This window comes from Butyrivibrio sp. AE3004, from assembly GCF_000703165.1.
Taxonomy (GTDB): domain Bacteria; phylum Bacillota; class Clostridia; order Lachnospirales; family Lachnospiraceae; genus Butyrivibrio.
This window is the reverse complement of record NZ_JNLQ01000002.1, coordinates 130,388-145,163: the sequence shown is the minus strand read 5'-3', so window position 1 is coordinate 145,163 and position 14,776 is coordinate 130,388. Positions and strand designations below refer to the sequence as shown.

At 37.1% G+C, this 14,776-nt stretch carries 8 protein-coding genes; all 8 read right to left on the bottom strand.

Annotation, left to right across the window (positions count from 1 at the left end):
* Positions 1 to 9 precede the first annotated feature (9 nt).
* Positions 10 to 876 carry a hypothetical protein gene (locus BV60_RS0102985; RefSeq protein WP_029319395.1) on the bottom strand — a complete coding sequence of 289 codons (867 nt, stop codon included), beginning with the start codon at positions 874 to 876 and terminating at the stop codon, positions 10 to 12.
* Positions 869 to 3,445, bottom strand: coding sequence for a hypothetical protein (locus BV60_RS0102980; protein ID WP_029319394.1), 2,577 nt, complete (start codon positions 3,443 to 3,445; stop codon positions 869 to 871). The genes BV60_RS0102985 and BV60_RS0102980 overlap by 8 nt, the downstream gene beginning before the upstream one ends.
* A gap of 165 nt (positions 3,446 to 3,610) precedes the next feature.
* Positions 3,611 to 4,210 carry a hypothetical protein gene (locus tag BV60_RS0102975; RefSeq protein ID WP_029319393.1) on the bottom strand — a complete coding sequence of 200 codons (600 nt, stop codon included), beginning with the start codon at positions 4,208 to 4,210 and terminating at the stop codon, positions 3,611 to 3,613.
* Between the two features lie 25 nt (positions 4,211 to 4,235).
* Positions 4,236 to 8,012 (bottom strand): UvrD-helicase domain-containing protein, encoded by a 3,777-nt coding sequence (locus tag BV60_RS0102970; protein WP_197029513.1) that lies wholly within the window; start codon positions 8,010 to 8,012, stop codon positions 4,236 to 4,238.
* Positions 8,013 to 8,021: 9 nt separating this feature from the next.
* Entirely contained in the window at positions 8,022 to 9,680 is a 1,659-nt protein-coding gene (locus BV60_RS21605) for an HNH endonuclease (RefSeq protein ID WP_051656479.1), read from the bottom strand.
* Positions 9,681 to 9,838: 158 nt separating this feature from the next.
* Complete coding sequence (locus BV60_RS0102960) at positions 9,839 to 10,489, bottom strand: DnaB-like helicase C-terminal domain-containing protein (protein ID WP_029319388.1); 651 nt, start codon at positions 10,487 to 10,489, stop codon at positions 9,839 to 9,841.
* 360 nt (positions 10,490 to 10,849) lie between these two features.
* On the bottom strand, positions 10,850 to 11,932 hold the full coding sequence (gene mcrC / locus BV60_RS0102955; RefSeq protein ID WP_029319386.1) for a 5-methylcytosine-specific restriction endonuclease system specificity protein McrC: 1,083 nt from the start codon (positions 11,930 to 11,932) through the stop codon (positions 10,850 to 10,852).
* Positions 11,929 to 14,760 (bottom strand): AAA family ATPase, encoded by a 2,832-nt coding sequence (locus BV60_RS0102950; RefSeq protein ID WP_029319384.1) that lies wholly within the window; start codon positions 14,758 to 14,760, stop codon positions 11,929 to 11,931. Before BV60_RS0102950 ends, mcrC begins: the two co-directional genes overlap by 4 nt.
* Positions 14,761 to 14,776 lie beyond the last annotated feature (16 nt).

Sequence of the window (14,776 nt, the reverse complement as noted above, 5' to 3'; positions counted from 1 at the left end):
GCCATACCCCTATTTAATAATTTCATATCTGATATTTGATAATGCTTTTGTATTGAGGCCCTCTCCTTCTAAAAGAGCCCTTCCATCCTCTGAACTATTTAGAATTATAATTTGATCAACAAGGCCAGAATTGGCTATTCCTTTTAACTTGGAAATATGTTCATCAATTTTTTCATCAAATATTCCAGCAAAAACATAATTTACATCTGCAGAACCATCTACTTCACACCCAAACACCATATCCTTAGAATTATCCAGTGAAAAAATTATATGCTCGGCGTTCCCCCTTAACCTTTTAAAATACTCATTTATCATTTCTACTCGCCTAACATATAAATTGCTCCACTTGAATGATTCATTGACAACCGCTTGAGGAATGACAGAAGTCGACAAATCCTTGCGGATTTTAGAAAATAACTTTTTGCTTTTTAGTGTCTTCTCGCCCTTATTACTTAAAACATAATAATGCGTCTCCTTTGAACCTGTGACTATCTCATCCAAATAACCTTCATCAACAAGAAGACTATCCTTTCCATCACTTAATTCAGCATCATCAACTGGTATCATTTTTTCCCAGCCAATTCTAACGAGTTGCTTTAAATACTCTTTCTTTTCTAATAGCTCAGATATAATCTCTTCTTCATCGAATTTTCTTTCAGAATTATCTCTCACCTTGGAAAATGCCTGCATTTTCCGCGCCTTAAAGCCAATCAATGAATCCAGATACTTATTCAGCATGTAGAGAGCATCTGCTTTTTCCGGATCTCCAGGAATCACACCTTCATCAAATTTCTTTATAATTGCATCAAGGCTTTCAATGAGTTGCATTATCATCTCATCGTTTTCCTGGCGGAATATTTCTGCTTGATTATTCATAATAATATAAACCTCCCATCGCTCTAGTACATGCTACGACCTTTTGATTCTTTGTCATTCCATTTGCATATACAAATACTTCTGGGAACTCCAATCCTTTAGCGGCATATATTGAGTAACATTCTTTTACATCATCCTCTGGCTTTTCAGATGTAGTATCAAGATATACGATATTGCCCAGGTCTAATCCAGTGTTCTTGCAAAGCTTTTCAAAGGCTTCCTTGTCCTTAACAATTATAACCAGATTCTTGTTAACAATAACGTCGCGCGCTTCATTCCAATCAGAAATAACAACTGGATTTTGGCTTTTCTTAACCTTACCCAGGTAATTCATCTTTACGCCAAACTGCTTATTGCAGAAGTCTACTATTGCAGCTGTATTTCTGTAGTTTGTTTCCAGTGGATAGATCTTCTCTATACCAGTTTGAGCCTTCCAATCACTTATTCCGCATGATGCATGTAAAACCTGATCTACGTCTCCAAAAATATTAAACACAGCCTTTGGATATAATCCATGTAGAATATCATAATCTGCTCTATGAAGATCTTGACCTTCATCTATGCAAATCAGATTGAATTGAGGCAAACTAAAGCTGGGATGAAGCTTCATATATATCCTTATGTAGAACAGTAAATCTGCCTTATACAGAATCCTACTCTCTTTGCGTTTTCCGTCTGCCAGTTCTTCAATCTCCATAGTTTGAATACTGTATTTTTCTTTAACTGGAGCTAATGCGTTCCAAACTTCTTTCTCAAAGACAGTGCTCTCAATACGTGAGAGGAAATACCTTGCCTGCTGCATCTCTGACCGTAGCAATGTACTTTTAGCTTCTTGTCCATCATGTTCATTTGCGACATTCCTTAGCCATTCAGCATATTCTTCCATCTTTGTAGAAATATCTTCTACTTCAACACCTAAATTCTTGATATTCTCATTTATCTCTTCCTGGCGCTTTTGGTATCTTGTAATTACATTCTTTGGCTTTTTATCTCTTGTTATGTCCTGAATCTCATTATTGGCAAGGCCAATCAGTTCATCGTAATAATCAAGTTCTTCTACAAAAGCAGAGTAACTTTTTCCTTCAGTAAGATCTTTTACAATAAATATCTGTTTCGCATATTTAGCGGGTGCCTGTAAATCAGTACCTCTATCAACTTTCCTGCTTATAGTTTCAAGTTCTGCGATTGCATTGCTAACCTGCTTCTCTCTTAAATCTATCCACTCTTGTTTTTCTTTTTCAATATCTTCAAGACTCTGAATGGCCTTTGCAAGTTCTTCCTGATTATTTATATTCCTAGCCAGTTCATCTTTATTTCTTTGAAGTTTTCTTTGCGTTGATTCTAATGATTTAACGAGTTTTTCATACTCTGATCGCTTATTTTGGTACTCCTCATTTTCTTGAAGAGACTTTTCTCTCTCATCAAATACAGTTATAGCTTCATCTAATTTTTTTACAATATCGCTAATTACGCTTGATGATATTCTTGCAGGAATCTCGATTCCAAGTGCATCACACCCTGCCTTGACATAACTATTTATAGCTTTATCTATTTCAGATTCAATACCACTAACGTTTGCCTCATCATAGATTTCATGTAAGTATTCATCGGGAAGATACTCCTCTGTCGTCTGAAAAACATATTGACGATCCATGAAACGATCATCATATTTTCCCAACATTTCTATGTACAAATCTGAAATCGAACAGTCATTAATACTAGTTAACTGATACCTCTTCATCAGTCCTGATGAATAATGTCGGAAAAGCTTTGATGGGGTAATAAGCAAAACCTTGTCCCAACCATCTTTAGCCAAAACTGCTCTAAAGAAGAACAGTCTATGAATCAAACACTGTGATTTACCTGATCCAGCACATCCTTGAACAACAAAGTTCTCACTTACATCCGATCCAATAATCTCAAACTGTTGAAGCTGCAGCGTAGATATGATATTTCTAAGTGAAGGGTCACTACGATTTTCATCAAGCCTTGACTCCAGCAACTCATCTGCAGTAACCTGTGTTGTCTCCGGTTTTGGATAATACTGGTTAACATTCCTAAGTACTCTGCTCTCGATATCGGTATCGCAGATTAATTGAGCAATAAAGCTAAATACTTCATCGTTAACTTTGTATGATGCCCTTTTTCCATTTTTTGCTTGGTAGCATGAAAACAAAGCTCCAGAAATTGGCCTTCTATCATCCTGTTTAAATGGCAATAACATTCCACCATTTTTTATTGGAACGGATTCATCCAATGTCTCGCAATCAGATAAAAAATAATCATCTTCGTATCCGTCACCATCATACTTCACCTTGACATGCGCAAAGTAAGGCCTATCGTACAGCATTCCAACCAAACGTTCCGTCTTATGCCTTCTTTCCCTCGCTCCTGCCAGTTGCGAATTTGGCACAAAAGCATCTTGATCCTCGAACGCTCCATGATCTAATGTTTTCTTGGCAGAAGTAACATCTCCAGCTGCTTCCTCTTTGCGTCTGTCTAATTCCCCATATACTTTCTCTTTAAGTTTTTCTTCATCCTTAAATAGATTGACCTGAGTAACCGCCATATTATTAGCTCCATATAATCTTTAAATATGAAAAGCGAGGAAACAACGCCCCCGCTTCCAATATTATAGCATCATTTGATGCTAATTTTGGGCCATATTCCGTGTTTGTTATGCTATTTTTATAGTTCCATAAATATGCTCCAGCTATAGATTCTAAATGGTCCATTATTTCTTTGAAAGTGCATCGAGCATTTCTCTTCTATAATCCTCTTTTCCAATTGTATAAGAATAATGCTTTACCTTTACTATCTCATACTTACTATCCACATATGACGTTAAAATCTCATGAACTTTCCCACCAAGCGCCACCAACACCGGTTTTGTCCCCAGTATTTCTATTTCGCGTTCAAACAACGCAATGTTTTCCTCAACCACTTCAGGATGACTGCTCAAGAACCTTGACACCTTACTTGAATCCACTTCTGCGTGATGCTTAATGATATCAGTTATATATCCGCCCCAATAAGGAGTGTCTTTGAGGGCGTAACGAAGTTTATAATCATGTTGCCTTCTGTTATCAGTACTATGGAAATTACCCCAAATTCTAACTGATGGAGATCCAGGCTTTGGAATATGTGTACTGGAACAATTGAGACCTACAAAAACATAATTCGGATTCAAAACATCCAACAGATCACTACTTTCGAACACGGAAAGATCTCCCACTCCAGACTTGGGACTATCTACAGCAGGAGCCCAAACAGCCCAACTTGATATCGTTCCAAATTCTTTTTTCATTGTTTCATATCTCTGTTTTGAAATCATAGCAGTCCTCTCCCCTATCTGCGAATCACTTCTTATGACAATAGTATCTCATATCACAGTTGGCACACGACTTTTTATCCTTGGCCTTATGACTAAAGTCTTTAGCATGGATATGATCAACAACATCGTCAAATTCCCGTATTGTTTTATCCAGACTATCCTTAGATTTGTCAAAAGAAACTAATGGATTACCGGATTCATCACCTGTATAATACAAATGCATCTTACTGACTTTTCTTCCGGTCTTCTCCTCTACAAGATATGCATAGACTTCCAATTGCTTTCTGTATCTTTCAAAGAGTTCATTCTCCATCGTGTTATCAGGCTTCTTCTCGGATTTGAAGTCAACAATCTCGACAGTATCTCCTTTTCCCCTGATAAGATCCACTTGACCCATGAGGATATAATCTGGTTTTACCAATGATACTTCTACCTCTGCCTCCTGAATTCTGGACCAATCAGGGCCATTTTTCTGCACATACCTTAGAACCTGCTTATATGCTGTTTCTATCTGCTGTTGTCCCAAATACGAATGTTCTTTCTTAGACAACGTATTGTAATTTGTATTAAGCCAATCCCTGATGTTGTCAGCATCTATCACATCTTCCTCATTGCGAAGTGCAGCTTTATGAACATCTTCAATAGTCTCATGCACAAGAGTTCCAAAGAGTGTCGCACCTATTCTCTTTTGCTCAAAGCCCAATTCTTTAAAAAATTTGTATTGAACAGAACAATTCTCATACAATGCGATGTGTGATGTAAAAGAGAATGTGTCTTTTAAGTTTACAGGCTTTACTTTATCAAGCTTAATCTTTGTCAAATCAACATCTTCATATGATTCCAATCGATCATACATACCTTTAAAGGCCCAACTTGGTGTACGCCAAAATCCCCTCGGAACTTCAGCGCAGGAAAGAACAAGCATATTCTGCGCCCTTGAAAAGGCTGTATAGTATAGCCGCCAGAAATCGAAATATATGATGTCATCATAGTGTTCAAAAGTCTTCCTGTGATAATACTTGGACTCGACCTTTCTTAGTAGCATTGCCAAATCCCGTTCTCTGGTATTTTCTCTGGGATAAAGATGAAGTGAATCAACAATTACTACCGGAAATTCCATTCCTTTGGACTGATGAATAGTCATAAATGAAACGCAACCACTTGGTGCATATTCAGCATCATCTTCATATTCTTGTATTCCACCGTCATGAAGAAATCTGAAGAATGTATTGAATAACCACTCCACATCTCTTTCTATGCTCTTCCCTGACAAGACATCAATTCTATGAATATACTCATAATTCCCCAGAACTGAAGAAAGCATTGCCAGATTGCGCGCTGGTCTCTCATCGACCACACCAGATTTCATATCTATTCCGATATAATCACTGAAGGGTTCAAATTGTAATAGTTGATATAAAAGATCCACAAACGCATAATCTGTACTCTTGCCAGCCAAAGTACTATGCACTTTCTGTTTCTCATCAATCCACTTTTTCAACGGATTCTTTCTATCAGATATCAGCTCCTGTGCACAATAAATACATTCGTCATAATACTCATATAGCTTGTCAAAATCATATGCGAACTGTCTTTTTTCAAGCTTATTCGCATAATCCGGAAAGCAAAGCATTAAACATCCAAGTACTTCCATAACTTCCTGGCGTGCAAAAAACATATCCGATCTTGGCGAATATACCTGAATACCATTTTCTTCCAGATAATTGATCAGACCTCGTATCTTGTCATTCTTAACAGATTTAGTCAGAAAAGCTATCTGATTAAGATCAGTAAGCTGCTTCTTCTTTTTCAATGAAGTTATAAAGGCAAGGACATTTTCATGCCAGTCAGTAGGATCATTGCCTGAGCATTTGAATACAGATGTCCCATTATAACAATTTGCTTTCTCCGCCTTTATGATCTTATCGAACCTGAAATTCCCCCAATCAAAGAAATGATTATAATCTCCTGTTTCATGCATCCATTGATTATAAAAATCTATTATTTGAGCTTCCGAACGATAATTATTAACAAGTTTTACCTGCTTACACTTATTCTTAGGAAAATGTGACGGAAATTCCAGGATGTTTCTGATGGTCGCACCTCTAAACCTATAAAGGCCCTGATCATCATCACCAACCACACAAATATTCTTTCTTTTTCCCGCAATCATAAATACCAGTTCTTCCTGGATGAAGTTAGTATCCTGGTATTCATCAACCATCAAATACTTTATCTTCTGCTGCAGTTCTTCCAGAATTTCATGATGCTCATTGAACAACCTGTATGTTTCCGTTTGCAAACCAGAAAAATCAATATAATTCTCCTCTTCAATAATTTCCTGGTACTTTTTTACAATATGTGCAAGGCCTGAAATCTGCGGATCACGATCTTTAAGCATCTTGTCTACATCTACTAATTCTTCTACCAGTGAATTTACATATTTAACAATCTCACCCGCCGGATTCCATGCGCTGTCTTTGGTAATAACCGCATCATAATTAGGCAGTCGTCGGAATTGACCTATTTTCTGAAACACAAGATACTGCTGCTCAAATTGATCAAGTGCTCTGTAATTCTTTTTTAACCTGGTATACTCAAGATGCTCCTTAAGAATGCGCAAACAAATAGAATGAAATGTGCCGATGTACATCTCATTGAGATCAATAGAAACTCCAACTGCATACAACTCATTAGTTACACGTGTAATAAGCTCTTTAGCAGCTTTTTCCGTAAATGTTGCAACCATTATTTCTTCTGGATGCACGTTCTTTTCTGTAATCAAATATACAACTCTCTTAACAAGAGTATAGGTCTTTCCTGTTCCGGGACCTGCAATTATCAGCAATGGTCCTTCAGTAGTCTGTATTGCCTCTTTCTGTGCATCATTAGCATTCCCAAAATCAAAGCCTTTCCTTGAGCTCCTGGTTTTGGGCACTGCTTTTACTTTTTCTTCCATAGCAGTGGTTTTAGGTATCTGATTGCCATAATTGGACATATCGATATTCTCTCTGATTATCTTATATGCCCAATTTGTGACGCGTTTACTTTCAGAGACTACAAATTCCTGACCACGGCCAACAGATTGAAAATATCCTTCCTTCTTGAAGCAATCCTTATCATGCATGGAGATGTTTACATTTTTAAAGCACGCAGGCAGCAACCATCTTGATCTGGATTGCCCTGGCATTGTAAGCTGCACCTTCTCAGAAAACTTGAATACGCCATACCCCGGTAAGCCAGTGTCTTCACCATCGATTATCAGTTTCTCTGAAGCTATATACATAGTATTATCAAGACTCACAGATTTTGCATGTGGGTGCCAACTGTATCTTCCACAGGCCGGGCCATGGACAATACTTCCTATCTGAAGATATCCATATAAGGCATGAATATCCCTGCCACCTCGCTTGTACTTTATGTTTCCATCTACTTCCTCGGTTTCGCGGAACCACCCAAAAAACATAAACAAGTCGCCTCTCTCAACGCCTTGGTTCTCCAGGTGTTTCTCCGCTATGCTGGCTTGACCAAAAATGGGTACCCAATTCTCAGGAAGCTCTTTCCTTGCATTAGGTCTTAAATCCGGATCCAAATGGCAAAACTTTGCAAACTCAGTTTGTCCGGGTTTCAATTCCTTCCATAACTTCGAATATGTTGTTTCACCATAACGAATCTGGCTAAATCTTAAGCCACTTCCACCCTGAGGAATAGGAAAAGAAAGCATGGTCCCATCCGGGAGTATAGGACTAGCTGTTCCACCGTTGTCAGCATCAAAACCTTTTCTGGAAAGAATTATCTTCATAGCACTCCTCTACCAAATATGCTTGTTTTGTCTATGATATTCAATAAATGGCACATTCTCTTCTGTAAGTTCAATTTTCATGTTTTCATTTATGCCAAGCAGCTCGTAATTCTCTTCATCGATAAGAGATGAAATAAGTATTGAGCCATCATTTTCAAATGCAATATACCCCTGATCAAAAAGTTTATCGTGATTAGGGCATAACAGAAGTCCATTTTCTACCGAAGTCTTCTCCTTTGCAGCACTTTCAACCCAAGGCTTAATGTGACTGGCCACCAAAAGTTCTTTCATATTCATTCCACAAAGTGCACACTGGCCATATCTATCAATAAGCTTCTGTCTGAATTTTGACTGATTAACTCTGGCTTTCGTTATTACTTCACGCTCTTCTCCAAGGATTTCTTCCTCTTCTATTTCACTATCATCAAGAACGACTTCATCAGTCTCTAAAGCAGCTTCGTTAATGATAATTTCATCCTCACTGAAGTATTTGAGTATATTATCATCAACATCAATCTCATTAAAATAATCCAGTGCTTCTCCGGTAATAGTTCTTGGAGTTCTTATCTGCCCCAAAATCCCATGTTCTTCAAGAGCCTTTGCACCAAATAGATCAGACTCAACAAACTCCTCAAGAATAGTTAATCTCATTGTATTTCCATATGACACAGGATCATAATCCTGTATTTCATCATCTGTTACACCGGTGATATATTTCCTATCATCTATTTCAGAATAAGGCATATCAGCTTTGACAACCTGACACTTAACCCTGACCTTCTGTATTGGCTTCCCAAGATAAATATATACAATATCTCCTTCTCTTAGCTTATAAACACCCTGATTCCAATCCAGTGTTCCAAGCTCATTAAAAGCCCTGACTGTGTCAAATGACTTGTTTGCTGAAATAAGCCACTTCACAGGCTCATGCATCTCAGCTTTTACATTTTCTTCCTCAAGCTCGTCAGCAGTATTAAGCGGGTTCTTCTTTAGAATCTCAATTGCCTTATCAATCTCAGTTCTTTCAATCTGAATTTTGTAAGGGCGAGTAGATTCACCATTCTTGAACCATTCTTTGCCCAGTTCAGAGCAAAGACGATCTCTGTCCTTGCCGTCCTTGTAACAAGTAATCAAGTATCCGTTTACACCGTCATCTGCATCTTGGCGATATATTACAGAAGACTTTCCTCCCATAATTGCATACGCCTTTGACAAATCTCCTTTGGAATAATCAGAAGAAAAGACTATACCATTTTGCTTCATATGTTCCACTAAAGCGCTTAGCACATTTCGTTCGTCAGAAGCTTCAAGATTTCTCTTTCCTGGCTTTGTATTTGTTCCAAATCCTGATGCTAATGCCAATAAGACAGGTTCTGCCTGGCTAATTGATCTAAAGCGAAGCGCTATCTCATATTGAGAATGTTTCAAATGATTATCAAAGAATTCTTTTCCAATTCTCTTAACTTCATTGTAAGCCGGAGTGTCCTCACCAACATACACTTGGATATCCAGTCTCTTAAGTACCACCTCTGCTCTAGTAGCAGGACTTCCCGTTCCAAGCCTCCAAACACAAATAGTGTTTTCTTTCTTTCTATAATTTGCTTTTTCATTTATTTGCAGTAAGTTTTGTATATGATCTCTATCATTTTCATCAAATCTCGGTTGCATATGAAATCTCTCCATTTTCCGCCAAATATTAGCTAAATATTTTAACGATTCAGAAGCCCATGTAAGCGAGCACAAACCCACATGATAATTATATCACGGCTCATTTTTACGTGTTCTTAATATCGATAATCGCTATAAAATAATAAACTGCAAAAGGCCTATTCTCTGATACTCATTCCAGAATTATCTTCTGACTTATATGAGTGTAGATAATAGGTTTTCTTTCCATTTTCATTCTGGATCATGAAAATCTTTTCAGAATTCATCATCATACATTCATAATTATCAAAATCCGTCAAATAAAGCCTATGATCTGAGCGTTTCTCAAAATCAAGATTTAACAGTGATAGTAAAACGATTACTACATTGTTTTCTTCCGCTAGCCGTCTCAACTCACGAATAGAATGCTGCTCTGAAAGCTTTTCATCTTCAGTTTTTACAAGCTGAAGATAATCAACGACCACAACTCCTATATTTTTCTCTTTAATCAGTTCTTTAGCCCTCTTCACAAGATCATCAAGCCTATTGCATCCATCCTCAAATATAATTGATGCCTTATCCAACTCTGATTCTGCTCCTGGGCACAATTCATACATCCTTTTCTTTGTCTTATCTGCTCCTTCTGCAAGTGATACGTACAATACAGGCATGTTCTTATTTATAGCTATCATTGCTGTGGTCTCCAGCGCATATGATGTCTTCCCTGCAGCAGGCCTTCCTCCAATGATATTCAATGTTCCTTGTCTGTATCCCGGTACTAATGAATCTAACTCTTTCACTCCTGTTGTTATTATTCTTCCTCTTTCCATGTAATTACTCCTTCTTATAAAACAAAACCGATTTACAATATGCTTCTTTTTGTGCCACTACTAATCTTTCTGCTCTCCATTAAAGCTGTTACAAAAGGGCACAGGGACGAAAAACAGTACATGACCATTCCCCGCCCCAACTTATGTTGTAAGAACATTGACTTTGTTTACCTTACGCTAATATATTACTTTTTTATGTGTCCAATATTCTCCCCTTAATAAACAAAATCCAAAGCAAAATCCAAAAAAACCAACCTATAAAAAATCAGCAAAGGATCCATCTGGATTTCTTTGCTGATTCTATCTTTTTTACTGTTTATTACTTCGTTTGTCTAGTGAAACACAACTGTACTTAGTAAATCAAGAATTTGCTCCCATTATTCGTCTTGCATAGAGCAGTTCTCTTTCGACTATAGAATCTAATTTTTCACGGATGTTTTCAAATTCTACATTTAAGTCTAAATTATCAATACCGATATGATTATTCCCCATCATGTAGTCCGCCTTAGCTTCAAGCTCTTCATCAGTTTTTGCATACAATAGCAACCCCGAAACATTACCTGTGTTATCGTTATCATAGTTCTTCACGTATGTATAAATCTGATAAAGATTTCCAGACATTATTGTCTGTTTATCAAACTGCTTTTGGAAAGAACTTTTTGAATAATACTTAGCATCGATTATTAACGTCTTAGGTTTATTATGCAGCACAATATCCGTTTGCATTGTAGGTAGCAATGTCATATCTGTTGATTCCGGTACATCCCACGGTATCTGCGGTGAATGCGGTCGCAGTTCCGGATAGTGCTTTTTATAATATTCCAGAATGAAATTCTGGAACAAATGCCACATCTTCTGATCATCAACAAATGTTGCAATTTTATAAATGCCCTTATCAGTTGTAATAATCATCCCTTCAATCATAAGCTGGCTAATTCCAAGTAATAGCCTATAGCTCTGATTATTACGCTGAAATCTAATAGATGACCATTGTATGTTTTTCAAATCAGCAACTTCATCAATAGTTGAAAAAAACAGCAAAGATTTCTTCATTTCCTTTTTATACTGTTCCTCAACCTCACTACTGCTCAATAGCAAAAGCATAGAAGACTTAATAATCTGATTGAATATGTTATTCTCCGATAACTCATCAAAGTCACACGTTACAAGTTTTCTTTTTTCAATCTTATTTCTAATTGTACCCTGAAGATTAATCTTCCCATGTATGACTGACAAATCTTCTGTTTTTTCAACATATTCTTTATAAAGGCCTTGTTTAAGCTGGAGGTTTACACCCCTGCTCAGAATAGCGGCAAACATATTTTGAATATTATCAAATTCCTCTTTAGCGACGTTTTGAAAGCCTTCATGATTTAGGGAACTGAACGCATAAGAAAGCATATGATATATGTTTTTTATCAATATCCTTCTATCTCTTGTCATTGAAATACCCCATGTAAAATGTTTTCCCATTTCTGAAGTTTTGTATTGTCATCAAACCAATATTCACTAAGCATAGGAATAATATCAAAATCAACAATATCTTTCAGAACATCATCTGTACACTCATCTATATTGCAGAAATAACTATGTCCAATGCAGAAACCTTTTCCCAATGATGGATCTTTTAAAATATCTCCATTTAGTTCCTTTATCTTCTCTACCAAAGTATCAAATGTTGCACTATTAAAGCCCTTTTGATAATTTAAAAATCCTTCTGAGTCAAATCCCGGTTCCATATCAAAGAAACTAAACCTTCTACGAAGAGCATAGTCAATCATTGCAAGGCTTCGATCCGCAGTATTCATCATGCCAATGATATGCAACCGCTTGGGCACCGTAAACTCTAATCCGTTATAAGCTAAAGTAGCCTTTTTATCGCGGTAATCAGCCTCAATAAGCATAAGCAATTCTCCAAAAATCTTGCTCATATTACCACGATTGATTTCATCAATTATAAAGAAGAAATCTTTATCCGGATGATTTTCAGCTTTTTTGCAAAATCTATAAAAAATGCCAAATTTAAGCTTAAATCCCTCGTCAACAGGCTTATATCCCATCATAAAATCTTCATAAGAATAATTCTGATGGAATTGAACAAACTCAATGCGATCCTCATCTATTTCTCCCATAATTGAATAAGCCAGTCTTTTTGCTGCAAAGGTCTTACCAACACCAGGAGCACCTTGAAGGATTACATTCTTTTTCTTTTTTAATACAGCAGCCAATCTATCATACTTAGCTTCTGTCATATAAACCTGCTTAAGGAAATCATCTTTTGTATATGGAGTGTTGCCTTTTGTAGCCGGAGCAGGGTTTTCTTCTCGTATCATATCGAGAATAAATTCATATTCTCCTTTTGTAAGCTTAAAAAGGCTACCTTGCTGCATACCAAAGTACTCCATTTTTTCAAGTTCAGAGCACTCTTTAAGCGTAGAGAAATCTATAGGAGAAGTCAGGCCTTCTAGTTTCTCAAAGTATATTTTTTCGCCATCTTGTTCCGCACTTATTCTAAGAATGGCTACAATCTGCTTTACCGGTGTAGATTCATAACCGATCACCATGTCTCCAGCCTTAGCATCAAGGAAGTTTTGGAAAATGCGCCTCTTATTACCATTATCATTGTAAAGCGTATAATCCTGTACCTCTCCTACAGGCATGCTTGACATACTCCAGATCTTAGGATTTGCATTTAAAAACCAATAATTCATGCCAGAAGTATCACCTTTTAGCAAATCGTCTTTAGTCACACCAAAGTATGGCTTTAATATGTTTTCCTCAAATAATGCATAATCCGCTTCAGGAACAGGAATACATGTAGAATTGAAATTAGGTGTCCACCACTTCTTTTCTCCCGAATATGCATTTTTATCTCGTGATTCTGCAATTACTGTATAGCTTCGTTCGCACCAGCCATCTTGCTTTTCCGGATTTTCTTCAACTTCATCCGTATCAATTCTTCCGAGCAGTCTTACACTATTACCACGGCACATATAGAAGAAATCGCCTTTCTTCATGTTTGCAGTAAAATCTTCTCCCTGGCTAACGCTTGATTTTGCCATAGCCGCAGTATCTTTATGAACCACGATAACTCTTCTTTTATCGAAAGTTATCGCCTCTGCATCGGTAATACAATCATTTCCGTGACTAATCTTCCAAAAACGGGGAGCAAGATTTGCATAAAGCTTTACCTTTGATAAATCTACTCTCTGAAGTGCTTCGAGTAACTCATCTCGTAGTTTCCAGACATATGCACCTTCTTCATCTTTCTTTGCGGTCTTTCCGACGTAAAGAACAGGCCAATATCTACTATTTTCCTCATCGCGAGGCATAATTGGACACCCTGTCTTCTGTACTATTCTCTTTGCCAATGCGGACGATCCAGAATTATAAAAATTCTTGCTTTCACCATACTTTATTGAAAGCTGGGTACATGTAGCTTTTCCGCCATAATCAAGCATTCGCTTCATTATTTCCAAACTACTATCAGTAAAAACATCATTATCATTCAATAACGCTTCCCAATCATCAACAGAAAGGGCTGGCGTATAATCTTGAGGCCACCATTCATCTGTAGATGCAGACTGATTATCACTACTTATGTATCTGCTAATATAGAATCCAACATCAATCGTAAGAGTCCTTAACTCCGGATCAGGATAGCATGTACCAGTTAGCTGAGATGCTAACATATTCCTCAGTTCATCATCCTGCTTAATCTCATCGCAGATTTCATTGTAGAATGATAGGAAATTACGAATATTGTCAGCATAAGCACCTTTTTTAAACTGATAGTCACTCTCTAACTCGTTTGAAACAGCCTTTATCTCTGTTAGCTTAAAAATGTAATATTTATCCGGATATCTGAGCCATAAGTATGTAGTAATCGTGTTCTCATACTGGTAGTGCTGTGCTGCGCCATTTCCATATCGCTCTAAGAGGCTGTTTGATTTCTGCTTAAAATCATCAATTCTCTGATAAACATCTTTACTTTCATCGTATAAGCTTATAAACATAGCTCGTACTTCTTCTGGCACTATTTCCGCAAATTTGATGATCATCTTTGCCGGAAAATAGTTATTAGATGCCAAAAGATTTCCTGTCTGAGAAAGTGCCTTGGTTAACATCTCATAGAAATTACCGGCATTTATCTCCCAGTTAACCTGAAAACATTGAACCGCTTCCCACTTGTATTTTTCATCTTTCCAGCGTGTTTCAAAGCTCTTTTTATATTCAGTCAGTGCTGATTTTAAGCGATATTTTTCAAACATTGCGCTAGTACCTCCC

What these genes read in the sequence shown, in the direction of transcription:
- BV60_RS0102985 (WP_029319395.1), bottom strand. Translation starts at nt 876, where the DNA reads ATGAATAATCAAGCAGAAATATTCCGCCAGGAAAACGATGAGATGATA.
- BV60_RS0102980 (WP_029319394.1), bottom strand. Translation starts at nt 3,445, where the DNA reads ATGGCGGTTACTCAGGTCAATCTATTTAAGGATGAAGAAAAACTTAAA.
- BV60_RS0102975 (WP_029319393.1), bottom strand. Translation starts at nt 4,210, where the DNA reads ATGATTTCAAAACAGAGATATGAAACAATGAAAAAAGAATTTGGAACG.
- BV60_RS0102970 (WP_197029513.1), bottom strand. Translation starts at nt 8,012, where the DNA reads ATGAAGATAATTCTTTCCAGAAAAGGTTTTGATGCTGACAACGGTGGA.
- BV60_RS21605 (WP_051656479.1), bottom strand. Translation starts at nt 9,680, where the DNA reads ATGCAACCGAGATTTGATGAAAATGATAGAGATCATATACAAAACTTA.
- BV60_RS0102960 (WP_029319388.1), bottom strand. Translation starts at nt 10,489, where the DNA reads ATGGAAAGAGGAAGAATAATAACAACAGGAGTGAAAGAGTTAGATTCA.
- mcrC (WP_029319386.1), bottom strand. Translation starts at nt 11,932, where the DNA reads ATGACAAGAGATAGAAGGATATTGATAAAAAACATATATCATATGCTT.
- BV60_RS0102950 (WP_029319384.1), bottom strand. Translation starts at nt 14,760, where the DNA reads ATGTTTGAAAAATATCGCTTAAAATCAGCACTGACTGAATATAAAAAG.